Raw genomic sequence first — 25,810 nt, forward strand, 5'->3', positions numbered from 1 at the left:
ATGCCTTAGGTGTTCTGCTTCTTCTACATATCCTTCCCATATGTGCCTGAATATCCTCTTTGTGTAGTCTTTACTTTGGGTACACTTTTCTCTTAGAGGACAGTTTTTACATTTTTCTGGGTTTGATTTGTATTCTCTATATCCTTCTCTGTTGGTTGTAACATATGTTAATATTTCATTCTGCGGGCATATGTAACAGTCATAGTATTCATCATAAACAAATTCATGTTTTTTCATGAAACCATCTTTTGTTTTTGGCCTTGTGTATGGTACTGCTGGTATTATTTGTCTATCAAATATTGTCTTTAATATGTACGGATTTTTATAGCCTGCATCTACTGCTATTGCTTTCGGTTTTCTTACCCTCTTTTCAACTTCTTCTAATACTTCTTGAAACATCACACTGTCGTGTACATTTGCTGCTTCAACTTTTACTCCTAATACAAATCCATTTTTATCGCAGGCTGTATGAAAAGAATATGCAAAGATTTTTTCTTTTCCGTTTTTGTTTAACATTCCGCTATCTGGGTCTGTTTTGCTTACTTTCACTTCTTTCGTCTTTATCTTCTTGATTTTCTTTAATGGCTTTTTCCCATGAGCCTCTCTATCCTTGTTTATTTCTTCTTCTAGTTTTTCTTGATAAATTCTAGCTTCTTGTTCTATTATCTCTTTTGTGTATTTCTTCTTGTTGGCGCTTGCTTTTACATGAGTTGAATCTATGAATACTTCCTCCGCATTTACTAGCCCATGTTTTATTGCTTCCTCTAAAATTTTCGTAAATATTTTTTCAAATATATCCGTCCCCTTGAATCTTCTTATGTAGTTCTGACTAAATGTTGAAAAATGAGGTATTTCTTCTGTCAGCCCATACCCTAAAAACCATCTATACGCTACATTTGTTTTTATTTCTGCTATTGTCCTCCTCATCGATGGTATGCCAAAAAGATATTGAATGAAAAGTATTTTTATGAGTACTACTGGGTCTATGCTTGGTCTGCCGTGACCCTCGGAATATTTGTCTTTTACTAAATCGTATATGAAGCTAAAGTCTATGACTTTTTCTATCTTTCTTAAAAGGTGGTCTTGTGGTACTAATTGATCTATGCTTACAAATTCTATTTGATGTCTTGCATCCTCTTTCTTTGATAACATCTTTCTTCTCCTCTCCCCTTTTGCTTTGTACCGTTAAAAAAACAAGGAACCCTTCTCATCATAACGGGTTCCCGATATTTTGTCAACAGTCTGAAGGCAGGGAGATTTTCCCCTGCCCTTTTATTCATATCTTCAATCCTGCTTTTTTCCAGTCCTCTTTGAATCTCTCAATCCCTATATCTGTGAGAGGATGCTTAATCATCTGCATGAGCACTTTGTAAGGAACTGTAGCAATATGGGCTCCCAGTTTTGCTGCCTCTAAAACGTGTATGGGATGCCTTACACTGGCAGTTATTATTTCTGCCTGTATATCATAGTTTGTGAATATAGTTACTATATCCTCAATTATCTGCATCCCATCCGTATTTATGTCGTCCAGTCTCCCTACAAATGGACTCACATAGGTAGCACCAGCGTGAGCTGCAAGAAGCGCCTGATTTGCTGAAAAAATCAACGTCACATTTGTCTTAATTCCTTCTTTAGAAAGGATGTTAACAGCTTTCAGGCCCTCTGCCGTCATGGGTATTTTTATGACTATGTTTTTATGTATCTTTGCAAGCTCTCTTGCTTCTTTCACCATCCCTTCATGGTCATCGCTTATAACCTCTGCGCTTATGGGCCCGTCCACAATCTCTGCTATCTCCCTTATTACTTCTTTAAAATCCCTTCCCTCTTTGGCAACAAGCGACGGATTTGTAGTAACCCCAGATATCACTCCTAGAGAATAAGCCTCTTTTATCTCCTCTATATTTGCAGTGTCAAGAAAGAATTTCATATTTTCATCCCTCCGCAGTTTAATTTAACTTTACCTTTATTATATAACTAACTTTCAAAAATTAAAAGCTTAAAGTCAAAAGGAAAAGCACAATGTAGAAAAATTTTATTTTACAGGGTATAATATTGTTAATACAATTGTTGAGGGGGGATTTAAATGAAGTACAGCCTTTCGGCAGACCATCACATATTTGCCTTTTCTAAGGAAAATAAGCCTGCCATTTCCGTGAAGAGCGGAGATGAATTAGAACTTGAAACAATGGACTGCTTCTCCAATCAAATTCAATCTAATGAGGACAAACTCGATGAGATGGACTGGAACAGAGTAAACCCCGCCACAGGTCCAATTTTTGTGGAAGGCGCAAAAGAAGGAGATGTACTTAAAGTTAAAATCAAGAAAATTGAAGTAGCAGAAAAAGGCGTTCTGGCAACAGGAAAAGGTCTAGGCGTATTGGGAAATTTAATGGAAGGCCTGTATTCCAAAGTAGTAGATATAAAGGATGGAAAGGTAATATTTAATGAAAAACTAGCTCTTCCTGTAAAGCCAATGATAGGAGTAATAGGAGTTGCCCCAAAGGAAGGAAGCATTAACTGCGGAACGCCAGGGTCCCACGGTGGAAACATGGACACCACTTTAATAGCAGAAGGAGCAGAAGTCTACTTTCCTGTATTTGTAGAAGGAGCTTTGCTTGCTCTAGGGGACTTACACGCTTTAATGGGAGATGGAGAAGTAGGCGTTTCAGGCGTAGAAGTTGCTGGAAAAGTGCTTTTAGAAGTGGAAGTCATAAAGGGATTGAATCTCAAAAATCCTGTTGTGAAAACTGCTGAAGTAACAGCTACTATAGCTTCAGCCGAATCTTTAGACAAAGCAGTGGAAATAGCCGTACACGATATGGCAAAACTTTTTAAAAAGCACACAGACCTTTCTACCGAAGGAATAGCCACTCTCTTTAGCATAACAGGAAATGCACAAATATCACAGGTGGTTGACCCACTAAAAACAGCTCGTTTTAGCCTCCCCAACTGGATACTGGAATCCTACGGCATAAGATTCTGAGGAGAGAAAGAAGATGATAGCAGAAGAAATAGTAAAACTAGAAAATGTTACTAAAAAGCTTGGAAGAAGGCTAACACTGGAGGATATAAATTTTGAAGTAAAAGAAGGAGAAAAAGTATGTATAGTTGGACCAAAAAATTCTGGAAAAGCAGCTCTTGTGGAGATAATCACTGAAATATTAAAGCCAGATAAAGGTCATGTATCTGCTTTTGGAAATGACCCTTACACAAATTCATAATAATTTCTCTCACCTTTTTTCTGTGCGCTGTTGGACTTTCTGTGGCAAGCACATCAAGGCTCTTACAATAAGCTATGCACTTTTCTTTGGCTTTTTATTTTATTTGGACTCTATATAAGTTTCAAAAGGTCTGAAAGCCTTTTACTGCTCTTTTTACTTTTCCTACTCCTCTTCTTTTTCTCCTTCCTTGTAGCAAAGAAACTTGAAAAAGAAAAAATGGCTTTTATATACTAAAAGGGGAAGCCCGTTTATCAGAGTTTCCCCTTATTTTTTACTTTTGATTCTCTTTCCCAAATGTAGTACCCTGTTCTTTCCTTAGAATGCTTGTATCCATACCTAAAGTAAAGCCTTCACGCAGTCTTAGCAGGAACTTCTATTGCCGTTTTAAGTTTCTTAGGATTTGACATCATGACCACCCTCGCAGAAGAAACAGTAGAAGCCAGAAAAAACGTATCTCGAGCCGTTCGAATAGTAATTCCTTTAGTCGCATTAATGTTTGTGTTGCAGACCTATTTAGGCGCGGTGGTACACCCAGGGTATAAATTTGCAGATCCAGACGTGGCCTTCTTTGAAATCACAAAAGAGGTAGGCGGAAACTGGCTTCAGATGCTTGCCGTGTTGGGTACCGTGCTAGCCTGGGGAATAGGAGATACTATGGCTGCTCAAGCAGGTATATCAAGAGTTCTTTTCTCTATGGAGCGTCAAGGCCATTTTCCAAAAATCTTTGCACGAATTCACCCTCAATATAAAACTCCATACGTGGCTACAATATTTGTCGCCCTCATAACTGGACCTTTAATCTATCTCTTGCCCTTAAAAGATATCACTTCATTAGTAAACTTTGGTGCTCTTACTTCTTTCATCGCGATGCATCTCTCATTAGGATACATCTTTTTAGCAAAAGAAAAGAAACCATTAGCCGTAATTATGCCAGCTATTGGCTTTATTGTTACTGCTGCCGTGTGGTGGGGCTTAGACAAGCTTGCTAAAGAATTAGGATTTGCATGGCTCATATTAGGTTTCATTTATTTGGCCATTATTACCCGAGGTTTTCGCGTCAAGACCACTCTGCCCATTGATTGAAAAAGAGGGAACAGATTCTACAAGAGCTGTTCCCTCTTCTTTTAAATAATCGTATTTCTCCCTTCAGGGAAAGTAATAAGTATCAAATTTTTAACTTCCCTACTGAAACTCAAGAATCTTTCTGTAAATCCTGATTTACTAAATATAATGTAATATTCCTTAGTTTTATTTTTTGCATTTACTTTATTTGCCTTTTGTTTTAGAGAGTAAAATAAATCAATATCCACTTTAGAATTTGTATATTTGCATTCTCCATAGAGAAGAGAGCCAGTTGTTGTATCTATTCCTACAATATCAATTTCATTATTTTTATCCCACCATTTTCCAATTTTGCTTATCTTCAAAGGTAGCTTCCCCTTCTGTGACAATTCCCAAACATATTCCCTGCAGATATCTTCATACACATAGCTTATATGTTCAGTTATAATTCTTTCCTTTATGTTTTCTAAAACAAATTCTACATTATCAAGTTCTAGTTGTTCTTTAAAGGGATAAACAAATTTAAACCAAAAATTCAAAAAATTATCATTAATAAAATATAATCCTTTTTTGCTTTTTTCAGGATATTCTTCTGTTACAGGAGTATCTCTGCGCAGTATATCCAAGTCTATCAGTGTATTTATATATTTTGTTAGTCTTGTCTGAGGAACGGAAAGGGTTTGAGCTATTTGTTGAAGTTTATGATTGCCAAAAGAAATACTTTTAATTAGAGAAAAATAAGTACCAATGTCTTGAATTTCCCTTTCAAGCAAAAACAAAGGCTCTTCATATAAAAAACTCTGCTTATTTAGTACATTCTCTTTTATAGCTTCAAAAATATCTCCTTTGTAATTAAATACCTCCAGATACTTTGGAACTCCACCCAATATAGCGTAAAGCCAAATAAGCTCATTCTCTGTCGACTGCGGAAAAAATTCTTTCAAAGATTTAAATTTTAGTGGTTTTAATTTTATTTGCCCAGTTCTCCTCCCATATAATGGACTTGAATAATTTAAAACATGCTGTTCCATCATATTTACTAATGAGCCACATACGATAAGAAAAATGTTCTTCCCTTTTAATTTTTCATCCCATATCTTCTGTAAAATCGATGGAAAAGATGGATTTACTTTGCAAAGATACTGAAACTCATCAATGACTATAACCAGCTTTTCATTTGTCGTATTATTAGCTATAAATTCAAAAATTTCATCCCACATAATGTTTTGTGCTTTTTCTAGTAAGCTATTATTAAAAAACCTTGCCACCAAAGTCTTGAAATTATTAATATTTTGACTTTCTATTTCTTCAGTTGCTAAAAAATATATGGCTTTTTTGTCTTTTATAAACTCCTTAATGAGTGCAGTTTTGCCTACTCTTCGCCTTCCATAAATAACAACAAAAGATGACCCTTCTCTAGAGAATTGAGTTTCTAGAAATTGAATTTCAGCTTCTCTATTAACAAATTTTTTCATGATTTTTCACCTCAATATTATTATACCACAAATTATTATACTTAAAAGTATAATAATTGAAATATAGTTTAAGCCTTTCTGTTTAAAAACTAGGTTTGGTAGTATTCCTTGTAAGGGTCAAGTTTTGAACCTCTCTTAGGCCGAGGTTTTCTTTTCGGGGATTCCCTCTTTAGTGACACTTTAGGCTACATCTTCTTAACAAAAGAAAAGAGACCTCTAGCTGTAATTATGCCAGCTATTGGCTTTATTATTACTGCTGCCGTGTGGTGGGGCTTAGACAAGCTTGCTAAAGAATTAGGATTTGCATGGCTCATATTAGGTTTCATTTATCTAGCCATTATTACCCGCGGCTTCCGCGTAAAAACCACCCTGCCCATTGATTGAAAAAGGAGTGGCGTTGCAAGCCACTCCTTTTTAGTAATATTTCACTAAAATTTAAACATACGGAAAATCTATTTTTTTCGTGTTTACATTTGCCATAGCTTCTCCTTCTACATAATGAGATCTAGCTTTTAAAATTATTTCTCCCGGCTTTCGTGTCGATTTTACATAAACTGCTCCTCTGCCAGCCTCTAATACCAATGGATTTTCTCCAATCAGTTGTCCTTCTCCTTCTATTTCAAATGATACAGGTATATTAGCATATGGGAGAATAGAGCCGTTTTCATCCACAACACTTATAACAACCCGTGTACAATCAGCACCATCTGCTATCAATTCATTATCATCTGGTGATAAAATTAATTTATGCGGTTTTCCATATGGCCTTAATGTATGTCTTGCTGCTTCCTTGCCATCTATTAAACCTATCGCAGTAATAGAAGCATTATTAACTCTTACCTCTATATAGTCAATTCTACATTCCTTTAGTGAAAATTCAAATGGAGGATAAGGCAAACTTGGAAAATCAATTCTATTGGGCATTTGTCTTGCCACTAATTTGTCATTCAAATATAACTCCACTTCTTCACAATTACTAAATACAAGCAATTTATCACCATTTTCCTCTTCAAATGATGGTATTAAGTACGAAGCTATAAACACATAGGGCCCATATAAGTGAGGATCGGCCTGGCTTCTGTAAAAATGAGCTGCAAATTTTGGAAGCCTAAAAATATCACAGACTCCGTGATAGCATATATTGTCTCCTGAACCAAAAGCACTCGTGGTATTATAATCAAATGCACACCAGCCTGATGCACCAGCCATGTTTGGTATTCCATATTGTTTGTCTTGGATAAGAGCATGTAACCTTGCATGAGTAATAAGTCTATTAAGGTTATCATATGATTTTGTTGGATACATATGGCCCATATATTCTGTTACCATATACTTTTTGTGGTTTGGAAGTTGTATTTTGCCTTCTAAATTGTATATAAAGTCGTTATATGTAAATACATCCTCTAGCTTTTCACTATCTCTTAAATATCTAACACCACCTGTTGGTCTACTTCTGTCTAATTTATGAGCTATTTCATTCATTTCTTTATAAAAATCGTGTTCATCTAAAGACTCATTTATTCGCACACCCCACATAAATATACAAGGATGATTTCTATCTCTTAAAATCATTTCTCTTAAATTCTCTTTTGCAATGTTCTTCCAATTTTCATCGCCTATATGCTGCCATCCAGGTATTTCTTCAAAAACTAACAAGCCTATTTCATCACATCTATCCAAAAATGAAACAGCCTGCGAATAATGTGACGTCCTAACATAATTTAATCCCAATTCATACTTTAATATATCTGCATCTTTTCTTTGTACCCTATCCGGCATAGCACCACCAACATAAGGAAAAGTCTGATGCCTGTTTAATCCTCTTAATTTTAAAGGTTCACCATTAATATAAAATTTGCCATCATCTCCAAAATGCACAGTCCTTATTCCTGTTCTAAAAGTATAATTATCTAAAATTTCACTCTCTGCAATAAGTTTCACAGATACATTATATAAATACGGATGATCTGGATGCCAAGTTAATGGATTCTCCATCTTTATTTGCTGTACAATCTCTTTTTGCATCTCTTTTATGTCAGTAATCACTGATGAACACACAACACCTTCTTTATTTATAACCTCTGTCAATATTTTTGCATTTCTTACCTCTTTACCTTCGATGGTTGTAGTAATTGAAATTTCCGCAACAGAATCTTGCAATTTATCAACAACAAAATAAACATCTTTTATATGGGTATCATTTAAAATTTTCAACCATACATTTCTGTATATTCCACCAAACAACATATAATCTACAAGATAACCTTCTGGAGGAATATCTTTATGCTCTCTTGAATCCACTTGTACAGCAATTAAATTTTCAAAATCGCCATATTTGACATATTCTGTAATGTCAAATTCAAAAGGGGTATATCCTCCTTTATGTTCTCCTACGAATTCGCCGTTTACATAAACCTTCGCAACAGTCATAACACCTTCAAAATAAATATAAACCTTTTTCCCTTTGTATCTCTCATCTACTTTAAAATGTTTTCTGTACCATGAAACAAACCTATAGTCTTCTTCTTTAAAATAGTGGTGAGGAAATGTTTTGTTTGCATGAGGAAGACTAACAACTTCAAAATTGCTTTCATCAAAATCAAATTTATATGCATCATTTAAGTTTTCAGGAATATATAGCCAATCTACATTAAAATTCAATACTTCTCTACCCATTCTTAATACTCTCCTCCTTAAAATGCATCATAATGCTCTGAAAGTCCCCTTTAAGTTCTGGAATTACTATCCCTGCATACATAAGTTCATCACCACTATATAGACTACCATCATCTTCTAAAACATAATTAAAATCTGGATTTATTCCTTTTAGACGAAGTCTTTTAATAGGTTCATTTGCTCCTCCCAAAACTCTAAAATAATAGAGCAAAAATTCTCTTTTATCCTCAGAAACAATCAACCAAGCAGTTTCATTCCCTTCAAAGGGACTTAACAATCGATAAAAATCTCCAAATTGCACCAGTTTCCTAATCTCTTTATACTTTTCAACATATTTCTTTATTTCCTCTTTTTCTTCACTGGATAGTTTTGTCAAATCAAGTTCAAAGCCAAAATTAGCTGACATTGCTACATGTGCACGTATTTTTAACGGCGTAATTCTGTGAACTTGATGATTTGGTACAGCAGATATGTGGCTTCCCATTGAAATAAGAGGATAAACTATGCTTGTACCATACTGTATTTTAAGTCTTTCAATTGCATCTGTATCGTCACTGGTCCAAGTCTGTGGCATGTAATAAAGCATTCCTGGATCGAAACGACCACCACCACCAGCACAACTTTCAAACAAAACATCAGGAAACCTTGTCGTTATTTCTTCTAATATTCTGTAAAGTCCAAGTATATATCTGTGAGCAGTTTCTCTTTGTCTTTCAGGAGGCAAAAGTGCAGAGCCTATCTCTGTCATATTTCTATTCATATCCCATTTTACATAACTTATGTTGGCGCTTTCCAAAATATCTGACACTACTTTTATAATATAATCTTGTACATCTTTTCGTGATAAGTCCAATACAAGTTGATTTCTGCTTTCACTTCTCGGCCTATCAGGTACATGTATACACCAATCAGGATGCCTTCTATATAGATCACTATCAGGAGACACCATTTCTGGTTCCATCCATAATCCAAATTTTAAACCTAAAGAATTTATCCCTTTTGCAAGGCCATCCAAACCACTTGGAATCTTTTCTTTATTTACAAACCAATCTCCCAGTGAAGAATTGTCAGAATTTCTCTTTCCAAACCATCCATCGTCAAGAACAAACAATTCAATACCCAAATCTTTAGCTTCTTTAGCAAGTTCTTTAAGTTTTTCTTCGGTAAAATCAAAATAAGTGGCTTCCCAATTGTTTATAAGAATTGGTCTTTCTTTGTCCTTAAATTTACTTCTCATAAGTCTACTTCTGTACAGTTTGTGATAGGTATTTGACATTTTATTTAAGCCGCTATCCGAATAAACCATAACGACTTCTGGTGTTTGAAATGTTTCACTTGGCTTTAGAAGCCATGAAAAATCAAATGGATTGATTCCCATAGAAACTCTTGCCATATTATATTGATCTACTTCTACTTGTGCCAAGAAATTGCCACTGTAAACAAGACTAAATCCATACACATCTCCATGCCATTCATCAGCGTCTTTCCTTAAAAGCGCTATAAAAGGATTTTGCTGATGGCTGCTTGCACCTCTTCTACTTTCAATAGACTGGACTCCTGGTACAAGCGGTCTCCTTATAACATGTCTTTCTCTCGCCCAAGCTCCTGACAGTTGTAGCATGTCAAAGTTACTATCATTAAAATCAACATTCATAGACAAAGCTTTAAGTAGTTTTATGTCTTCTTTTCCCATGTTTTCAAATTTTGCCGACCTTGTTATAACATCATAATCTCTAAATGCTGTATAAATTAAAGTTACCTTTAAATTAGCTACTTTATCATACAATTCTAACTCAAGAGTATCAGCTTCATCTTCATTTTCAACATAAGTAGCCGGGAGCCCTTCTAATTTAGGTTTACCTTTATAGATTTTATGAGATAAATACCTTAAATCAGAAATTGTGGATCCATTTTCAAGCTGAATTTGATATGCAGGACTTCTAAAGTCAGTGTTACCATATGCAGGGTATTCTTGTGGCAAAAAATCTAGCATTAATTGGTTACCAAAATTAGTAATATCCGTATCTACTAAATTTATGTGTGGGAACTTTAGTAAATTATATATATTGGGACTTTTCATTTTCTTACCAAAATATACATGTAAAACGGCCCCATTTTTTAAAACATGTAAGATATAACTTGTATCTTTCGCAGAAAGATGAAAAGTTCTTGTATTTTTATCGAAATAAATAGGCATCTCATCCCCCCCTTCTTAAACCAAATTTTACAATTTATAAATTATTGTTTTATTGCTCCAGTCATACCTTGTACAAAATACCGTTGCAATGTAAAAAATACAATAATATTAGGCAAAGTAGCTATCACAATCGTCATCATGATAATTCCGTATTCAGGAAAATATGCCGAAGCCAAACTTGAAATTAATAGTGTGATCGTTTTTTGTTCATCTGTTTGCAATACAATAAGAGGCCATAGATATGAATTCCAACTTGTGGTAAATGAAAGAATAGCGGCTGCAGCATAAGTAGATTTCATCATGGGAACGACAATAGAACTAAATATTCTTAGTTCTCCCGCCCCATCGATTCTAGCTGCTTCTATAATCTCTTTAGGAAAAGATTTAAAACTTTGCCTAAAGAAAAACAGTATAAATACTGAAGCAATAGCTGGAAGTATCACTCCCCAAGGAGTATTCAAAAGCTTAAGTTCAACAATTAGCCTAAATAAAGGAACCATTAACGCCGCTAATGGGATCATCATTGATAAAAGAATTATATTATATATTTTTTCTCGAGTTCTTGCTCTATAAATTTCGAAACCATATGCTGCCATAGAAGTCGCTATCAATGTCCCAATCATAGTTGACAATGAAATTTTTATAGAGTTAAATAATATTTTCCCTAGATTATACGAAGCAGTAAGTGTTTTAAAATTGTAAATCAACTGATTCCCAAAAGTCATTTTACCTTTTATTACATCAACAGCACTGTTAGTCATTCCCACTATCATCCAATAGAAAGGAAATACCGAAGCAATAAATACTAAAATCAAAAATATGTAAGCAAAAGATCTAAACAATAATTTTTTTAAATTCATTCTTTCTCACCTACCACTTTAAATTGAATGAAAGTTAATATTGCAGTAATAAAGACTATAACATATGAAACTGCAGCAGCATATCCAAAATTAGGCATATATTTAAAAACCAGATTGTAAATATAAACAGAAAGGGTAAGTAAGGAATTTCCAGGCCCCACACTAGAAGCAGTAACTCCCCCACTTGAAAGATTTATAGGTTCATCAAATAGTTGTAAAGTACCTATTGTGGACATGATAGTTGTAAAGATTATAATAGGTTTTAGCATTGGAATAGTTATATAGAAAAATTGCTGGATTTTATTTGCCCCGTCTATTGCTGCAGATTCATATAAATCATATGGAATATTTTGTAATCCAGATAAATAGAATACCATATTATAGCCTGTCCATCGCCAAGTCATTCCTATAATAAGTGTAATTTTCGCCCAAAAAGGATCTAATAACCATGGAATAGGTTCTTTAAGTAAATGTAATTTTAATAAAATGGTGTTCACAAGACCATCTAAACTAAACATCATTTTAAATAGCACGGCAGTGGCTACAAGTGAAGTAACTGTTGGTAGAAAAATTCCTGTTCTAAAAAATCCTCGAAATTTAATGTTCTTATCATTAAGAATATCTGCAAGTATTAAAGCAAGAAAAAGCATTATGGGTACTTGTATTATTAAAATGGTAAAAGTATTTTTTAACGCTAGCAAAAACATTTGATCGTTAAAAAGCTTTATATAATTCTCAAAACCAATAAATTTTTGTACAATACCTTTCGAAGATGTGAAAGAAAGATAAAAAGAATAAACAATTGGATAAAATAAAAATATTACAAGTAACATAAGTGCAAATGATATAAAAAGCCAACCATAGTTATCCAAAATTCTATTGTAAGATAAATTTTTACATAAAATCGAATGCTCCATTTTTCTCTTTACCATAATCTGCACCTCTTCTTATTCTCCTTTTTCTGCCGTAGAAATAGCAGCTAAAGAAGCTGCTATTTCTACAGCTAGATGTTAATGATTAATTTGATTCTTCAACTGTTCTCCTGCTTTTTTCAAAGCTTCATCAATAGATATCTTTCCAGAATATACATCCGGCATTATCCCCATAATTGCTGCATCTGCTTCATACGTGTATACTCCATAATTGACTGGAGGAATATTTTTCATGTACTCTGATAAATCAGCATATATTTTCTGACCGCCAAAAAATGGATCAGGTGCAGAATATGCTTCTCCGCTTTGAGCAGGTAAATAAGTAGCAATTGCTCCCCTTTCTACAAGTATTTTTTGATAAAACTCTACATTACCTGCGTATATTTCTTTTAAGAAATCAATGGCAACGTCTTTATTCTTGGAACCATTTAAAACATACCAACTCGAACCCCCAAGATTCGATGCATTAACAGAATTACTGAGAGAAAGTCTTGGTGTAGGCGCAAGGCCCCATTTGCCACTTTGGCTCGCCTCTGCTTTAATAGATCCAATAATCCATGCACCTGTAACAACTGTAGCCGTATCTCCTTTATTAAAAGCTGCAACCCATTCGTTCCAGCCACTTACCTTTTTTACTATACCTGAATCAAACAATTTTTTGTACGTTATCATCGCTTCTTTCATTGCTGGATTTTGAGTAAAATTAGGTTTCCCATCTTTATCAAAGTACCATTCACCAGCAGATTGAAGCATTATTCTCATTAATCCACCATCTGCTGGATCAAAACCAATCATTGCTTTTCCAGTTTTCTCTTTTACCTTTTTACCTATCTCTATGAATTGGTCCCAAGTTATGTTATTTAAATCTTCTGGTTTATATCCAGCTTGTTCTAATATATCTCTTCTATAAAATAATCCCGTAACTCCAGAATCAAAAGGAACGCCATATATTTTCCCATCAAGAGTCATGAGCTCAACTTTATATTTTGCAAATTTGCTATAATCAATTTTATCCGTTAAATCTGCAAACGCACCTGGATACGCTTGAAGATATTTTTGTGCGTTATAGTCCTCTATTAATACAATATCAGGTAAACCTTCTTTAACACCTGAAGCAAGCACTGTATTTAATTTTTGTTCCAAATCAGCCTTCGCCATTTCTACCACATCAATTTGAACATCAGGATGTTCCTTAGTATAAATTGCCTTTGCATCATTCATAATAGCGACATTAAAATTTGGATCCCAGCACCATACTGTAATTTTTTTAGTTCCAGAATTTGCTGTAGTACTCGATTGCTCAGAACCTTTAGAAACAGAATTCCCTGAACTCCCACATCCGGTCAATAAAATTGTCATTAGAAATACTACCGAGACAAGGTAAGCAATAATTCTCTTCATAGTAAAACTTCCTCCTTTTTTAAAAAATATTTGTTTCGTTTTATCAAAAGTAACTATATTGCCTATTTTCTTATCACCTTCTTTCCCCTCCTTTTAGGTATAATTAGACTTGTGCAAAATTCAAAAGCCTTCATTTAAGCCATTCTACAGATATACTTTTTTCCTATCACTCTTGAATTTTTTATCTTTTATGTACGATTTCCCCTCCCATTTGTCGAATTATTATATATACCGCATGAAAATATTTTTTAAGGAGGAGGAAATCCTACATGTACCAGCTTCAATTACTTTTAAATATACCTGAACTCTTTACTTCCCAGTCTAAAATAGACTTTTATTCTTCTATGTTTAAAAATCTTGATCTGTCTTCAATACCTGAATTCCCTTCCTCTAGTCCTGGCCGTAAGGGTTACTCTCATCATGCAATGTTTAGAGCTTTTATTGTTATGCAAGCTGAAAGATTCGGTACAATTTCTGACCTCCTGGATTATCTCCGCAATAATCTTATCATTGCTCATCTTTGTGGCTTCAACATTTTTAAACCTCTTCCTTCTTATTGGACTTTCCGCCGTTTTATTAATGAGTTCTCTCATGATTATTTGACCTCTATCTTTCAAAATCAGGTCAATATCCTCAAAAATATGGGCATCATCTCCGGTTAGTTTATTTCCATGGACTCTACCCCTATTAAAGCTAACACTAAGTTAAATAACCCTAAGTCTTTTTCTAAAAATAAATTCTCTAAAGATAATCAGCCTAAGTCTGATAAGGATTGTAAATTAGGTGTTTATTTTGCTTCTAATGATTCTTCTAATAAACGATATAAGTTTTATTGGGGCTATAAAAATCATATTATTGTTGATGCTATCTCTGGATTACCTATCGCTGAAACTACTACTCCCGCTGATGTTCCTGATTTTGATGTCGCTTTGTCTTTACTTGCTGATACTAATAGTTGGTTTAAACTGACTGGTACTAATTTTATTGGCGATAAGGGTTATGATGTTAAGAAACTTTATAATTATGTTAGAGATACTCTCCATGGTCATTGTTTTATTCCTCGAAACTGGCGTAATTCTAAAAATCCCCCACTGACTGGTGATGGTTATATCATTTGTGAAGCAGGTATTAAAATGCTCAAAGACGGCAAGCAATATTTTGATGGTTTTATTAAGCAAAAATTTGTTTGCAAGTTCTGTAATTCTAAAAATGACTCTGCTTGCCCTATTCAGCATCCTAAATATTTTAATGGCAAAAAGCATAGAGGCTGTACTAAGTATGCTATTATATCTTCTGATTATAGGTCCTCTATTAATAGAGACTCCCTATATTTTAAGGCTGTCTATAAATTGAGGATTGAATCAGAAAGATATAATTCTCGCTTTAAGGCCCTAGATTTTGAAAAGGCTTATGTTAGAAATATTAATTCTGTGAGCAACCTTAATACTTTTGGCCATATTACTTTGCTTACTGTCGCTATTGTAGCTATTAAACTGGGTAAATTTGATGAGTTTAAGTCTCTTGTTGCTCTGATGCAATCGGCTTAATTTTTACTGAATTTAGTTCATGCCACTTTTTAACATTTGACTTCTACAGGATATTCATGCCCTTTTTTAGCTCCTCTTTTTGTCTTTTCTTTTCCCTTACCACTTCCTTTATGTTTTATTGTCAGTCTTGATTACTATATATTGTATGTCATACATATTTTGGTTTTTTGATTATGATTATTTTAATTAATTTTGCACAGCCCTAGTATAATAGTAAATACAAATGTAGTTAACGTTCTCACTAAATTTAAAAACTCTCTTTTTACCTAAGTTTTTTAGTTATTTTAATTTATATGGTAAATTGTTCTATGTATTTTGCTTTATTTTTTAATATATTTTAGAATTATTTTCTTTTATTTCGTAACTTTAATACAAAAATTTTGCATACGTATTATCAAATTCGCCATGTATTTAGCTTAACTTTCTTTTTCATTTTAACTAACTCTATATTTATATATTCGCCATAAATTTAAAAATTCCTTCTTCTCAGCCTCAATTTATTAAAATTTTTTATAAAGTTTCTTATTCCTCTTACTTCCTGCAATACTTCTTTGCAATTTCATCAAACACATCTTCATCTATATCCTTTACATATACTCCATCGTAAAGCTCCCATTCTTCAATGTGTTCAACTGTTTCACCGGGCTGTAGTTTTGTTAAAGGACTTAATGTCTCTATTTCAAGCATCCAGTCGTTTGTGTATGTTTCAAAAGACACACCAAAGTCAGGATATGTTGCATTCTCCTTCGGATAATATCTTTTTATGAAAAGGTGTCCCCCTCTTACGTAAGCAGCCCAACCTTCTTGGTTATTAATTCCTAACTTAAAAGGTTTTCTGTTATTAGGATCTTGTTTCAGTGCAATATATTTTTCTCCCCAATACACCCTTTTATCATTCATTTTAGAATAAGGCCAAAGTACAATTTGCCTATTTGGAAGTAAATCTGTGTCTTTATTTGGTTGAGGAATTATTTCGATGCCCTCAGGTGCAAGTACTGTTATTGTCCATGCTGAAAGCTCAATAGGCCATGCTCCAAGATTAGTTATCCTGTGTACAAGCCTTACTTTGTTCTCATTCGGATTTAAAACTATGTCAATTTCCTTCTGTGTGTTTACCCATTTTTCAGGCTTCTGAATAAGCCTTATCCCGTTTTCTATTTCATGCCAATCAACAGGGTCATTATCTGGTATATAAGTCCTCTTTCTGTCTTCAGGACTGTGCCATAGCCTGTGGCCGCCGTAAAACCTGAATTCATCCCCTCCTTTTAATCTGAGAGTTCTTGGATCTAAATTAAACTCGTTTGCATCTTCCTCAAATCCAAATCTCACGATTCTGGGCCCTATATCTGTAGTCGCCACAACATCAATAATGCCATTTGAAAGTCTTATGCTGTTCTCCCATCCAGAAAAGTTTATTTTTTCAATTTTTACTGACATATTCCTCCTCCTTCCTGTTACAGTGCTTTCATAGTACTTCGTCCATCACAAGATTAGCAGCTCCTATTAGCGTAGCGTTGGGCCCAAGCTCAGAAAAAGCTATAGAACACGCATTAAAAGCACTTTCAAAAGCCCTCTTTTTGGCTGTTTCTCTCATTATGTCTTCAAAGAACTCACGTCCTTGTACAATTCCACCTCCTATAAGTATTAATTCAGGGTTAAATGTATTTATTATATTTGCTATGCCTATGCCCAAATATCTTCCTATTATCCTCAATGTAGATACAGCCAAGTCATCGTTTAATTTGGCAGCTTCATATATCATTTCAGGAGTAACACTATCCAGCATTCCCTCTGCCATTTGGTACACAATAGAATCCGTTCCTTCTTTGATCGCTTTTACAACAAAATTGACCAACGCCTTTTCAGACGCCAAAGCTTCAAAGCAGCCATAATTGCCGCAGCTGCACTGAGGTCCTGCTACGTCAATTGTCGTATGCCCTATTTCACCTGCACTGTCACTAGCGCCAGTGTATATCCTGCCGTTTATGAGAATTGCAGAACCTATTCCGTAACCGACTTTTAAAAATATCATGTTCTCCACATCTTTTGCCTTCCCCATATGAAATTCCCCTAAAGCCATTGCTCTCACGTCATTTACAATATAGGTAGGTATTCCAAATTTCTCTTCTACAATTGACTTTAATGGCATATTTCTCCAACCTATATTGGGCGCAAAAACTGATATACCTTCTTTCATCTTTACAGGACCTCTTACCACAATCCCTATCCCTGAAACATTTTGAGGCGCCTCTTTTATCGCTTTCTCTAATGTAGACAATAGTAAATCTAAGACTTCTTCTTTTTTTAGCCCTTTTATTGAGTGTTTTTCGCTCTTCTTTGTGTTAAGCTCTGCATCAAGAGTATACTGGTGCAAAGTGTAAGTACTTATGTGAATTACAATAATATTCATGAAATCCGGGTTTAATTTAATAAGTATTGGAGGCCTCCCTCCACTGGATTCCCCAACCTTGTACTCTATCACCACATTATCTGCCAGAAGTTTATTTACAATATTTGTAACAGTTGGAGGAGTTAAATTAGTCTCCTTTGCAATATCTGCTCGGGAAATCGGCCCCATTTTTCGTATAATATTTAATATGACAGACTCATTCATTCCTTTTAGTAGCTTGTAACTTACTGGTATTAAATTTTCCATTTCCATCCCTTCCTTCAATCCCTTTTAAAGCCATTTGGATGGTTTTTATGCCACATCCAGGCACTTTCAATTATCTCTTCTAAAGAAGCATATTTAGGCCTCCACCCAAGATCTTTCATCGCTTTTTCGGAAGATGCAACTAAAACTGCAGGGTCTCCTGGGCGCCTTCCTGTAACTTCTGCTGGAATAGGATGTCCTGTCACTTTCCTCGCAACCTCTATGACTTCTTTTACAGTAAAGCCTTCCCCATTACCTAGATTGTAAACTTCGCTTTTATTTTCTTTTCTTAACTTCTCCAAAGCCAAAATGTGTGCATCTACTAAGTCCATGACATGTATATAATCTCTTATAGGTGTGCCGTCTTTTGTAGGGTAGTCATCTCCATAAATCATTACTTTATCTCTTTTCCCCAAAGCTACCTGGAGTATAATGGGAATAAGGTGTGTCTCAGGAGAATGGTCTTCTCCAATTTCACCTGTTTCAAGAGCTCCCGCGACATTAAAATAACGAAGCGCCACGTACTTAATCCCATAAGCGGCATCCGCCCATTTTAACATCTTTTCAATAGCGAGCTTTGTCTCCCCATAAGGATTCGTAGGTTCGGTCCTGTCCTCTTCCTTTATAGGAATTCTCTCAGGTTCACCGTACACTGCTGCAGTTGAAGAAAATACAATTTTTTTGACACCATGTTTTTTCATAGCCTTTAAAAGAGATAAAGTCCCGCATACATTGTTTTCATAGTACTTAAAGGGATTTTCAACGCTTTCTCCAACAAGTGAAGAAGCTGCAAAGTGCATTACAGCCTCAATATTATTTTCTGAAAAAACTTTGTCTAAAAAATCTTCATCCCTTAAATCTCCTATGTATAATTTTCCTCCTAAAACAGATTCACTGTGCCCTGTGGCGAGGTTGTCTACCACAACTACTTCCTCATTCCTTTTTAATAAAGCATAAACTGCATGACTTCCAATATAACCTGCTCCACCACAAACCAGAATCGCCATTTCATTACCTCCTCAAATATTCAACTTCTCCTGCTCCCTCACCTACTCCTGTGATATAGACTGTTGGAGCATATCCTATTTTCTGCGTGTAATTGCGTGTCACTACCTCTATGAATTCTTCCACTGCGTCTTCTTTTACAATGCTTACTGTGCACCCTCCAAATCCTGCTCCAGTCATTCGAGAGCCCACTACTCCCTTTAATTTTAGCGCTTCTTCTACCAGTGTGTCCAGTTCTTTCCCTGTAACTTCAAAGTCATTTCTTAACGAATTATGCGACTCTATCATCAATTTACCAAATTTGACTATATCATTATCATTTAAGGCTTTTACTGCATCTAAAACTCTTTTATTCTCTGTTATGACATGCCTTGCCCTTTTTCTCAAGACCTCATCAGGTATCAAATCTTTATACTCTTCAAACCGTTCAACTGTAACTTCAGATAAATTTTTTACAGGCAAAGCTTTCTTGAGATAAGTAAGAGCTTTCTCACATTCACTTCTTCTTTCATTGTATTTTGAGTCTAAAAGTCCTCTTTTTTTATTTGTATTTGTAATCAAAATTTTGTAGCCTTCAAGATTTAAGGGCACATACGAGTATTCCAAAGTATCACTTTTCAAGAGGATTGCATGGCCTTTTTTACCCATTCCAACGGCAAATTGGTCCATTATACCGCAGTTTACCCCCACAAACGTATTTTCTGCCCTCTGACAAAGCTTTACAAGATTTATCCTGTCAATGTTTAAATTGAAAACTTCATTGACTGCAACAGCTGTAACCATTTCTATTGAAGCTGACGAGGAAAGGCCTGCACCAACCGGGATATTACCCCCAAATACAATTTCAAACCCAGAAAATTCATACCCTTCCTCCTGCAATATCTTTAAAACCCCTTTAGGATAATTTGCCCAGTCATGCTCTTTATCGTAGAAAATCGAGTCCAAATCCACCTCTACCTTTAAATCAAAATTTAATGAAGCCATAAATACTTTTTTGTCATCTCTTTTTCTTATAGCAGCATAAGTTCCAAAATCAAGAGCACATGGAAATACATAGCCTCCGTTATAATCCGTGTGCTCTCCAATTAGATTCACTCTTCCTGGCGAGTAAAAAAGCCTTATTTCTCTGTCACTCTTGCCATAAAATTTTTCTAAAGCTTCTACCACTGCTATTTCCATCTTTCGTCTCCTTTCATGATAATTTTTTAAATCCTGCTGTTTCCATAAATTTTTCAAAGGCTTTTTTGCCTTTTTCGTCTCTCTTAAAAACTCCTGCATCCAGAAGAACCTGCAAAAATTTATTTCCAACTTCCTGTTTTATATAATTTTCGGCTTCCTCTTCAGTGCAATGAGTCCCATATTTGACAATCAATTCTTCAATCCAATGAAGGTGTTTGTACAATGGATGATTTTCATCATACATATCTTTATTAAACTTCTCTTTCCCAGTTAAAATTTTTCTAATTTCCTCCAATTCAAATTTCAACCTTCCTGGTAAAACTGCCAGCCCCATGACTTCTATGAGGCCAATATTTTCTTTCTTTATATGATGAAGTTCCTCATGAGGGTGAAAAATTCCGTAAGGGTATTTATCAGTTGTCCTGTTATTTCTTAGGACCAAGTCAATTTCATATTCTCCTTCTTTATTGAATCTGGCAATTGGCGTGATTGTATTGTGAGGGACAATCTTCCCATCCTTTTCTGAGTATGCCAATACATCTACAGATTCATCACTGTAGCCCTTCCACACATTCAATATATGGGAAGACAGCTCTATAAGTTTTTCTCTATCTTTACTTGATAGGCGAATAACTGACATGGGCCATTTTAATATCCCTGCTTTCACTTCTTTATATTTAGGATGTATAAAATATTCCTCTATAGGCGCTTCCTCCATTGGAAAGGTATGCCTTCCCCCTTGAAAATGCTCATGGACTAAAATTGACCCGCCTACAATTGGCAAATCTGCATTGGATCCCATGAAATAATGGGGAAATTGGTCAATAAAGTCAAAAAGCCTCACAAAAGTTTTTTCTGAAATTTTCATAGGTATATGCTCTTCGTGTAGGAGGATGCAGTGCTCATTGTAGTAGACATAGGGGGAATACTGGAAATACCATTGCTCTCCCGCAACTTTTACGGGTATTATCCTTAAGTTTTGTCTTGCAGGATGATTTAAATTTCCAGCAAAACCTACATTTTCGATACACAGAAGGCACTTTGGATATCCTGATTGGGGAATTTTCTTGGCTTTCTCTATCTCTTTTGGGTCTTTTTCCGGCTTTGAAAGATTTATTGTAATCTCTAAAGCCCCATATTCAGTGGGAGTGCGCCAGTATAAATTCTGTGAAGTCCTGTCCATACGTATATAATTAGAAGCTTTAGAAAGCTCATAAAAATATTCTGTAGCTTTTTCAATCCCATCTTTTGATGCAATTTCATTAAATTTCCTAATAATTTCCGATTCCCTTGGCATTAAAAGCCCCATAATCCTTGCATCCATTAAATCTCTATAAGTTACACTATCTTCAATGAGTCCTATCTCTACCGTATAGTCGAGCAATTCATTCAGAATTGGAGAAGGGCTATCCAGTTTTTCCTCAGGTACCTCACCCTCATAGGGCTTTTCTATTTTAAACAGGTCCATAAGTGCATTGCGACTCGGAATTACGTCTAATTCCTCTATCAAGCCTTTTTGAAGTGCAAACTTTAAAAGCCTTTCAATGTGAAATGCTGCATCTTTTTGAGTCATTTTCTTTCCCTCACAGACTTTATTATATTTTTTAATTAAGTCTTCAAAAGAAAAGCGCCTGGTATGTCAACAATAGCAGTTACAATAAAAACGTAACTTCTAATGCACTACAATATACCCTCAACAAATTTTGTTTTATGTGAAAGGTTTATTTATTATTTTAATTAACATCTTTTTTATTATATTCGACACATACTCAAAAATTCCTTCTAATTTGTGAAAAATTTTTAGAAAATCCTCAAGTCAGCTCTTCCAGCAGCCCCATAAATTTTTACAATTACAACTTCTAAATTCTCTTTTTTCCTCTCAGAAAGCCACAGCCTTGCATATCTATTTCCAAATTCAACAAAATCAGAAAAATTGACTTCGCCTCTTAGCCTTTTTATTCCAATTCTTAACATATCCCTTATCATTTCTAAATCCTCTGGTAGCGTTACATTGTAAACTTTTTCTAACATTTTTTCATATTCCTTCAAAAGAGCTTCAGTATCTTTAAGGTTTTTTATGAATCCCATGTAATAGTCCAGCCACAAATCTCCTGTACTTTTTTCTCTCCTGTGCACATTATCTTTCAAAATCTCTGAATAATATCTAAAAGTAGGTGTTCCTAAAAATACATGCTTAATTGTCATTGAAAAGAGGTCATTTCCAAATAATTTTCTTACCTCTAGCACTTCATGCCTTTCTCCAGAAAGTGCAATCCACTTTTCCTCCCAATTTCCATTCCCTTCTGCAATTTCCATATTTGCAAGTATCAAAGGATCTAAAAAGCTGTAAAGTGCTTCTGCTCCATCGTCTCCCCATGAGGTTACTAAAAAACCTTTTACCCCTTCTTCTTTCGCAGGTTTCAAAAAGTTAGTTATATTAGTTATGGCTATGTCAAAACTTGGATAAAATCTTCCCCAGTTAGAAAAACCGGGACATACTATTTGCTTTTCCTTCCTTTTCCCAAAAAGATTTATTTTTTCACGGAAGTGCTTCTCAGAAAGGTTTGTATAATCCCAGTTAGCAATAATTACATCATCCCATATTTCACTTTCAAGCACTACTTTCCACTTTTCTCTTTCATCAGGTCTTAGATACATCCCTGTCAGCATATCTCCCCAAACTATAGGGGTTTTGCCTTTATCCCTTACTATATTTATTAAATTTCTGTGATGAAGTTCAAAAAGCTCTGGCCCCTTGAAAGTATTTGTTTTGTCAAGACTTTTACCCCTACCTAAAGCCCATGTCTCATCTCCTCCAATGTGAATGTGCTCTGATGGGAAAAATTCTACAACTTCTCTTAGAAGGTCATATGTAAACTCCCTCGCCTCTTCATCAAAAACGTTAATGGTACCTTCCTGGGGTCTGTGCCATTCACTAAACCTTGTAAATTCGGGAAGAGATAATATATTTTCCATATGGCCGCAAAGCTCAAGAGAAGGAAAAACTTCTATGCCTAAATTCTCCCCATAAGATATTATTTCTTCCAATTCTTCTCTCTCTAATCTACCTCTTAATTTTCCAATCTGAGGGTATTTCTGCCATGGAAAAAGGTCTTCGAAATAAATGCCAAAATAGTTGTATTTCAGTAAAAACAACCATCTTAAAATCTTTTTAAAAGTATCTAAATTGGGCACCCCACCTCTAGCAATATCCAAATGATACCCTCTAAATGGAAAATGAAACTCCTCTTCTATCTCTACTTCTGGAAGGCGATTTTTTGTCTGCATCACAATCTGTATAATTGTAGCATAGGAGACTTTCTCATCCCCCCAAATCTCTACCTCTCTTTCTTTTATTTTTACACCAGTACCTTCTCTATCTATCTTCTTAATAACCCAACTACCTTGAGGTATGTTAAACTCTTTTCTAAAAAATTCAGGTAAGTTATTAAAACCATCAAATGAAAACCAATTGCCATTAAAAACAAATCTTTTAGGTTCTGGAACAATAAATACTTTATCCAGCATAAACGTACCCCCTAATAATTTTTGTCCTTAATAAATTCTCTACATTTTTGAAAAATCCTTTTAGAGGGAGAAGATTTTTAAAAAACTTTAAAAGTGCAGAGAAAATCCCTGCACTTTTTAATGAAGAATGAGGTAAGGACAAGCTTTTAATTTTTAAATAAGTTCTTTACAAACTCCAATCCTTTTACTGCTGCAGTTTCACTATCTGGCAGTGGAAGATACTCAAAAGCTATTACACCATTGTAATTAATACTTTCCAGTGCATTTTTTACTTCTACAAAATTTATATGTCCACTTCCCGGATATTTCCTATTGCTATCTGCAAAATGAATATGTCCCAATTTATCTCCGGCTAACATGACTGCTTTGTGAAAATTTTCTTCTTCAATGTTCATATGAAAAGTATCCAGATGTATTTTTAAATACTTGGATGAAAGTTTTTCTATCAATTCGAGTGCTTCTTTTGTGGTATTGATAAAATTGGTTTCATATCTGTTAATTGGTTCAATAAGTAACTCCACTTCTTCTTTTTCGGCCTTTTCTAGTACTTTAGCAAAACATTCAAGAGCATAATTTTCGTACCGTTCTTTTTCCCCTTCTGGCAGTTTCCCTCTTATTGAACCTATTATAACTTTTGCGTTAAAAATTTTAGCTATATCTATGAATTCTTTCACACGTTCTATAGCTTTTTCCCTTACACACTCATCAGAATGAGTAAAACTTAGTCCTTCCTTTACAAACGCAAGCCCCGTACCAAAAGTAGAAATTGATATTTTTTCTCTTTTGAGTATCTCTAAAACACTTCCTATATCGAGTAATTTGGGATTTTCTACATGGATTTCAACTGCATCGTATCCTATCTCTTTTGCCTTTTTTATACTTCCTTCTATATCCCCTCTCAAAACTGCCGGAAATTTCTCTGGCACTTCTTTACCAATAGCAATACTAACTTTCATTTAAAAAACACCGCCTATCTCTCTACCTTCACTGCTCTTTTTTCTTCTAAAGATTTCTTTGCCGCAAGACCTATAAGAACAGGTTCCAGACCATCTATACCAGTTACAGGTGTTTCTTTATCATTAATGATAGCATCTATAAAAGCTTTAATTTCTTCTATGTAAGCTTCCTTATATCTTTCTATGAAAAAGTATTTAGGCTTATCACTTAAAATTCCACCATCACCGCTATAAACCACATTTGTATTCAGTTCATTGCCCACGGAAAGACTACCTTTAGATCCAAAGACTTCTATTCTCTGATCATATCCGTATACTGATTTTCTGCTATTATCTATTACCCCTAATACTCCATTTTTGAATTTTAGAGTTACTATAGCTGTATCTACATCTCCCACTTCACCAATTTTTGGATCAACAAGTACATTAGCTACTGCAAATACTTCTTCCACTTCAGATCCTGTTAGATATCTCGCCATGTCAAAATCGTGTATTGTCATATCGAGAAAAATTCCGCCTGAAACTTTTATATAATCAATAGGTGGAGGTTCAGGATCCCGAGAGGTTATTTTAAGTATATGCATTTCGCCAATTTTCCCTTCTAATATCATTTGTTTCATTTTCCTAAAATGAGGATCAAATCTTCTCTGAAAACCTATCTGTAACTTTACTCCAGCTTTTTCTACCTCAGATAAGGCTTGCTTTATTTTCTCCACATTAAAATCAATAGGTTTTTCACAAAATATATGCTTTCCTTCTTGTGCTGCTTCAATAATAAATTGACTATGAGTATCAGTAGAAGAACATATCAAAACAGCGTCTATTTCTTTATTTTCTAAAACTGCTCTATGGTCTTTATACACTCTACTTACTCCAATACTGTTTGCCCAATCCAAAATTTTATCAGCAAAAATATCGGCAATAGAAATAATTTCCACTTCTTCACTAAAATATCTTTTTATGTTTTCCGCATGCATTTTGCCTATTCGTCCTGCACCTATTATTCCAACCTTTAATTTGCTTTTCATAAAATTTGCCTCCTAACGCAAATTTGTATTCCAAAATCTGCTCCTCCTGGCAGTTTATCTTTCTGTATACCAGATACCAGGAGGAGCAGA

Annotated in this window: 19 protein-coding genes and 2 pseudogenes; 5 read left to right on the forward strand and 16 right to left on the reverse strand. The window is 34.7% G+C overall.

Annotated features, from left to right (window positions below; genetic code table 11):
* Both EV203_RS01550 and fsa read right to left on the reverse strand, forming a co-directional pair.
* Nucleotides 1-1,152 (reverse strand): IS1182-like element ISTte1 family transposase (locus tag EV203_RS01550; protein ID WP_132038954.1); only part of this gene is annotated, 1,152 nt, incomplete at its 3' end.
* 124 nt (nucleotides 1,153-1,276) lie between these two features.
* Nucleotides 1,277-1,927 (reverse strand): fructose-6-phosphate aldolase, encoded by a 651-nt coding sequence (gene fsa / locus EV203_RS01555; RefSeq protein WP_132038955.1) that lies wholly within the window; start codon nucleotides 1,925-1,927, stop codon nucleotides 1,277-1,279.
* A gap of 156 nt (nucleotides 1,928-2,083) precedes the next feature.
* Between fsa and EV203_RS01560 the strand changes: the two genes are divergently transcribed.
* From EV203_RS01560 to EV203_RS01570, 3 genes and pseudogenes are all read left to right on the forward strand, one after another.
* Nucleotides 2,084-2,983 (forward strand): acetamidase/formamidase family protein, encoded by a 900-nt coding sequence (locus EV203_RS01560; protein ID WP_132038956.1) that lies wholly within the window; start codon nucleotides 2,084-2,086, stop codon nucleotides 2,981-2,983.
* Nucleotides 2,984-2,996: 13 nt separating this feature from the next.
* The gene (locus tag EV203_RS01565) at nucleotides 2,997-3,221 is read left to right on the forward strand and encodes an ATP-binding cassette domain-containing protein (RefSeq protein WP_243700549.1); all 225 of its coding nucleotides are present in this window, start codon (nucleotides 2,997-2,999) and stop codon (nucleotides 3,219-3,221) included.
* A 363-nt stretch (nucleotides 3,222-3,584) separates the two neighbouring features.
* Nucleotides 3,585-4,304, forward strand: a pseudogene (locus EV203_RS01570) (APC family permease); the annotation flags it as partial.
* Nucleotides 4,305-4,345: 41 nt separating this feature from the next.
* Here the strand turns inward: EV203_RS01570 and EV203_RS01575 are convergent.
* The gene (locus tag EV203_RS01575) at nucleotides 4,346-5,758 is read right to left on the reverse strand and encodes an ATP-binding protein (RefSeq protein WP_132038957.1); all 1,413 of its coding nucleotides are present in this window, start codon (nucleotides 5,756-5,758) and stop codon (nucleotides 4,346-4,348) included.
* A gap of 228 nt (nucleotides 5,759-5,986) precedes the next feature.
* On the opposite strand from EV203_RS01575, the gene EV203_RS01580 reads away from it, so the two are divergent.
* The gene (locus EV203_RS01580; protein WP_022588464.1) at nucleotides 5,987-6,142 is read left to right on the forward strand and encodes a hypothetical protein; all 156 of its coding nucleotides are present in this window, start codon (nucleotides 5,987-5,989) and stop codon (nucleotides 6,140-6,142) included.
* A gap of 51 nt (nucleotides 6,143-6,193) precedes the next feature.
* Here the strand turns inward: EV203_RS01580 and EV203_RS01585 are convergent, their stop codons facing one another.
* The 5 genes from EV203_RS01585 to EV203_RS01605 form a co-directional block, all read right to left on the reverse strand.
* Nucleotides 6,194-8,434 (reverse strand): glycoside hydrolase family 2 protein, encoded by a 2,241-nt coding sequence (locus EV203_RS01585; RefSeq protein ID WP_132038958.1) that lies wholly within the window; start codon nucleotides 8,432-8,434, stop codon nucleotides 6,194-6,196.
* Nucleotides 8,427-10,631, reverse strand: coding sequence for an alpha-galactosidase (locus tag EV203_RS01590; RefSeq protein ID WP_132038959.1), 2,205 nt, complete (start codon nucleotides 10,629-10,631; stop codon nucleotides 8,427-8,429). Before EV203_RS01590 ends, EV203_RS01585 begins: the two co-directional genes overlap by 8 nt.
* 41 nt (nucleotides 10,632-10,672) lie before the next feature.
* A complete protein-coding gene (locus EV203_RS01595; protein ID WP_132038960.1) occupies nucleotides 10,673-11,491 on the reverse strand; it encodes a carbohydrate ABC transporter permease in 819 nt (272 codons plus the stop codon).
* Nucleotides 11,488-12,423 carry a carbohydrate ABC transporter permease gene (locus tag EV203_RS01600; protein WP_132038961.1) on the reverse strand — a complete coding sequence of 312 codons (936 nt, stop codon included), beginning with the start codon at nucleotides 12,421-12,423 and terminating at the stop codon, nucleotides 11,488-11,490. Before EV203_RS01600 ends, EV203_RS01595 begins: the two co-directional genes overlap by 4 nt.
* A gap of 78 nt (nucleotides 12,424-12,501) precedes the next feature.
* The gene (locus tag EV203_RS01605) at nucleotides 12,502-13,824 is read right to left on the reverse strand and encodes an ABC transporter substrate-binding protein (protein WP_132038962.1); all 1,323 of its coding nucleotides are present in this window, start codon (nucleotides 13,822-13,824) and stop codon (nucleotides 12,502-12,504) included.
* A 269-nt stretch (nucleotides 13,825-14,093) separates the two neighbouring features.
* Here EV203_RS01605 and EV203_RS01610 point away from each other — a divergent pair.
* A pseudogene (locus tag EV203_RS01610) lies at nucleotides 14,094-15,371 on the forward strand (transposase).
* Nucleotides 15,372-15,902: 531 nt separating this feature from the next.
* On the opposite strand, the gene EV203_RS01615 reads toward EV203_RS01610, so the two are convergent.
* The 8 genes from EV203_RS01615 to iolG form a co-directional block, all read right to left on the reverse strand.
* Complete coding sequence (locus EV203_RS01615) at nucleotides 15,903-16,808, reverse strand: TTE1925 family mutarotase (protein WP_132038963.1); 906 nt, start codon at nucleotides 16,806-16,808, stop codon at nucleotides 15,903-15,905.
* Between the two features lie 28 nt (nucleotides 16,809-16,836).
* The gene (gene galR / locus EV203_RS01620; protein ID WP_132038964.1) at nucleotides 16,837-18,027 is read right to left on the reverse strand and encodes a transcriptional regulator GalR; all 1,191 of its coding nucleotides are present in this window, start codon (nucleotides 18,025-18,027) and stop codon (nucleotides 16,837-16,839) included.
* 14 nt (nucleotides 18,028-18,041) lie between these two features.
* Nucleotides 18,042-19,031, reverse strand: a complete 990-nt coding sequence (gene galE, locus EV203_RS01625; protein WP_132038965.1) for a UDP-glucose 4-epimerase GalE — start codon at nucleotides 19,029-19,031, stop codon at nucleotides 18,042-18,044.
* A 4-nt stretch (nucleotides 19,032-19,035) separates the two neighbouring features.
* The gene (locus EV203_RS01630; RefSeq protein ID WP_132039025.1) at nucleotides 19,036-20,208 is read right to left on the reverse strand and encodes a galactokinase; all 1,173 of its coding nucleotides are present in this window, start codon (nucleotides 20,206-20,208) and stop codon (nucleotides 19,036-19,038) included.
* Between the two features lie 13 nt (nucleotides 20,209-20,221).
* On the reverse strand, nucleotides 20,222-21,781 hold the full coding sequence (galT, locus tag EV203_RS01635; RefSeq protein ID WP_132038966.1) for a UDP-glucose--hexose-1-phosphate uridylyltransferase: 1,560 nt from the start codon (nucleotides 21,779-21,781) through the stop codon (nucleotides 20,222-20,224).
* A gap of 227 nt (nucleotides 21,782-22,008) precedes the next feature.
* Nucleotides 22,009-23,736 (reverse strand): beta-N-acetylhexosaminidase, encoded by a 1,728-nt coding sequence (locus EV203_RS01640; protein ID WP_243700551.1) that lies wholly within the window; start codon nucleotides 23,734-23,736, stop codon nucleotides 22,009-22,011.
* A gap of 146 nt (nucleotides 23,737-23,882) precedes the next feature.
* Nucleotides 23,883-24,692, reverse strand: a complete 810-nt coding sequence (locus EV203_RS01645; RefSeq protein WP_132038967.1) for a sugar phosphate isomerase/epimerase family protein — start codon at nucleotides 24,690-24,692, stop codon at nucleotides 23,883-23,885.
* A 14-nt stretch (nucleotides 24,693-24,706) separates the two neighbouring features.
* Complete coding sequence (gene iolG, locus EV203_RS01650) at nucleotides 24,707-25,720, reverse strand: inositol 2-dehydrogenase (protein ID WP_022588476.1); 1,014 nt, start codon at nucleotides 25,718-25,720, stop codon at nucleotides 24,707-24,709.
* Between the last annotated feature and the right edge of the window lie 90 nt (nucleotides 25,721-25,810).

Origin of the sequence: Caldanaerobacter subterraneus, assembly GCF_004345675.1 — a bacterium.
Lineage (GTDB): Bacteria > Bacillota > Thermoanaerobacteria > Thermoanaerobacterales > Thermoanaerobacteraceae > Thermoanaerobacter > Thermoanaerobacter subterraneus.

Coding starts and splice junctions, on each gene's coding strand:
- fsa (WP_132038955.1), bottom strand. CDS start 1,927: ATGAAATTCTTTCTTGACACTGCAAATATAGAGGAGATAAAAGAGGCT.
- EV203_RS01565 (WP_243700549.1), top strand. CDS start 2,997: ATGATAGCAGAAGAAATAGTAAAACTAGAAAATGTTACTAAAAAGCTT.
- EV203_RS01630 (WP_132039025.1), bottom strand. CDS start 20,208: ATGGAAATAGCAGTGGTAGAAGCTTTAGAAAAATTTTATGGCAAGAGT.
- EV203_RS01615 (WP_132038963.1), bottom strand. CDS start 16,808: ATGTCAGTAAAAATTGAAAAAATAAACTTTTCTGGATGGGAGAACAGC.
- galT (WP_132038966.1), bottom strand. CDS start 21,781: ATGACTCAAAAAGATGCAGCATTTCACATTGAAAGGCTTTTAAAGTTT.
- EV203_RS01575 (WP_132038957.1), bottom strand. CDS start 5,758: ATGAAAAAATTTGTTAATAGAGAAGCTGAAATTCAATTTCTAGAAACT.
- EV203_RS01645 (WP_132038967.1), bottom strand. CDS start 24,692: ATGAAAGTTAGTATTGCTATTGGTAAAGAAGTGCCAGAGAAATTTCCG.
- EV203_RS01560 (WP_132038956.1), top strand. CDS start 2,084: ATGAAGTACAGCCTTTCGGCAGACCATCACATATTTGCCTTTTCTAAG.
- EV203_RS01590 (WP_132038959.1), bottom strand. CDS start 10,631: ATGCCTATTTATTTCGATAAAAATACAAGAACTTTTCATCTTTCTGCG.
- EV203_RS01580 (WP_022588464.1), top strand. CDS start 5,987: ATGCCAGCTATTGGCTTTATTATTACTGCTGCCGTGTGGTGGGGCTTA.
- galR (WP_132038964.1), bottom strand. CDS start 18,027: ATGGAAAATTTAATACCAGTAAGTTACAAGCTACTAAAAGGAATGAAT.
- iolG (WP_022588476.1), bottom strand. CDS start 25,720: ATGAAAAGCAAATTAAAGGTTGGAATAATAGGTGCAGGACGAATAGGC.
- galE (WP_132038965.1), bottom strand. CDS start 19,031: ATGGCGATTCTGGTTTGTGGTGGAGCAGGTTATATTGGAAGTCATGCA.
- EV203_RS01605 (WP_132038962.1), bottom strand. CDS start 13,824: ATGAAGAGAATTATTGCTTACCTTGTCTCGGTAGTATTTCTAATGACA.
- EV203_RS01640 (WP_243700551.1), bottom strand. CDS start 23,736: ATGCTGGATAAAGTATTTATTGTTCCAGAACCTAAAAGATTTGTTTTT.
- EV203_RS01600 (WP_132038961.1), bottom strand. CDS start 12,423: ATGGTAAAGAGAAAAATGGAGCATTCGATTTTATGTAAAAATTTATCT.
- EV203_RS01595 (WP_132038960.1), bottom strand. CDS start 11,491: ATGAATTTAAAAAAATTATTGTTTAGATCTTTTGCTTACATATTTTTG.
- EV203_RS01585 (WP_132038958.1), bottom strand. CDS start 8,434: ATGGGTAGAGAAGTATTGAATTTTAATGTAGATTGGCTATATATTCCT.